The 1,293-nt window shown below is 65.9% G+C and carries 2 protein-coding genes; both read left to right on the top strand.

Annotated features, from left to right (window positions below; translation table 11 throughout):
• Positions 1-622, top strand: a 622-nt coding sequence (locus LQV45_RS33300; RefSeq protein ID WP_230012013.1) for an MraY family glycosyltransferase, incomplete at its 5' end; no start/stop codon positions are given.
• Between the two features lie 129 nt (positions 623-751).
• Entirely contained in the window at positions 752-1,237 is a 486-nt protein-coding gene (locus LQV45_RS33295; RefSeq protein WP_230012011.1) for a hypothetical protein, read from the top strand.
• Positions 1,238-1,293: the final 56 nt, after the last annotated feature.

The raw sequence follows: 1,293 nt of genomic DNA, 5'->3' as shown, positions 1-1,293 counted from the left end.
CGCGGGCGTGGCGATCATCGGCGGAGCGGCGTTCTTCCTCACGGCCTACTGGGTCCACCGCACGGCCGTCCTGCTGGACCGCTCGGACCTCGCCACCCTGCTGACCGCCGTCGTGGTCGGCAGCTGCGTCGGCTTCCTGCCGCACAACTGGTTCCCCTCCAAAATCTTCATGGGCGATTCCGGGGCCATGCTGATTGGCCTGCTGATGGCCTCGGCCGGCGTCGTCTCGACCGGCCAGATCAGCTCGGGCCTCTACGACCGGGCCAACGGCATTCCCACGATCATCCCCATCCTGTTGCCGTTCGCGGTGCTGTTCCTGCCGCTGCTGGACCTGTGCCTGGCGGTGGTGCGGCGGACAGCGCTGGGCCGGTCGCCGTGGTCGGCGGACCGCGGACACCTGCACCACAAACTCCTGGACATCGGATACTCGCACCGCGGCGCCGTCGTGCTGATGTACTTGTGGACCTGCATCCTTGCCTTCGGCGGCCTCGCTTTCGCGATCTTCCCCTGGCACATAGTCCTCGCCGTCGATCTGGCCGCCGCGGCAATCATGGCCGTGGCGACTGCCTGGCCGTACCTGCGCCAGCGCGGGCCGAGGCAGATGGCCCGCACTCCCGAATAGCCTGACCGGCATGCCCGGGGAACCCGCTCCGACGCGCTTTTCCGAATAATTTCTATCTAATGTAGAATTCAGGGGCGGTACTTCGCCGCCTGCCTTGACCAGCAATACGCCAGCGACGATTGGGATCTGATGACCTCCAACGCCGAACCGGAACCCGCTTCCGGCAACGGACCCGTTGGCGTCTCCGGCCCCACAAAATCCCTGTGGCTCAGGCTGCTGGCAATGAGTTCCGCGGCCTCCGCCGCAGCACTGGTGCTGACCGGCACGGCCGCCTTCATCTTTAACGGCGCCGTGGGGCTCTGGTCCGCCCTGTTCGGCGGCGCGCTGGTGATGGCCTTCTTTGCCATCAGCCTCGCGGTGGGCCACTTCGTCGGCCGCAACAACCCCTCGGGAGCGATCGGACTGTTCGTCGCGACGTACTTCGTCAAGGTTGTCGGCTTCGCCGTGGTCCTCTTCGTCATCGGCGCCCCGGCCTGGCTGCACGGCCGCTGGTTCCTGATCGGCGCCGTCGTCACGGTCGTGTTCTGGCAGGCAGCCGAAATTTACGGTTTCAGCAAGGCCAGGCTCCAGATTTACAACGATCCCGAAACGCGAAAAGGCGGCACCGATGTTTAGCCGCAAATCCGGCCGCAGGCCAGTTGCCGGACCACGTACCGGACCAGAAAACCAGC

It is taken from the genome of Microbacterium sp. Bi128 (assembly GCF_918698205.1).
The sequence above is the reverse complement of the archived record's forward strand: the minus strand, read 5'-3'. Positions and strand labels throughout refer to the sequence as shown.

What these genes read in the sequence shown, in the direction of transcription:
- LQV45_RS33295 (WP_230012011.1), top strand. Translation starts at nt 752, where the DNA reads ATGACCTCCAACGCCGAACCGGAACCCGCTTCCGGCAACGGACCCGTT.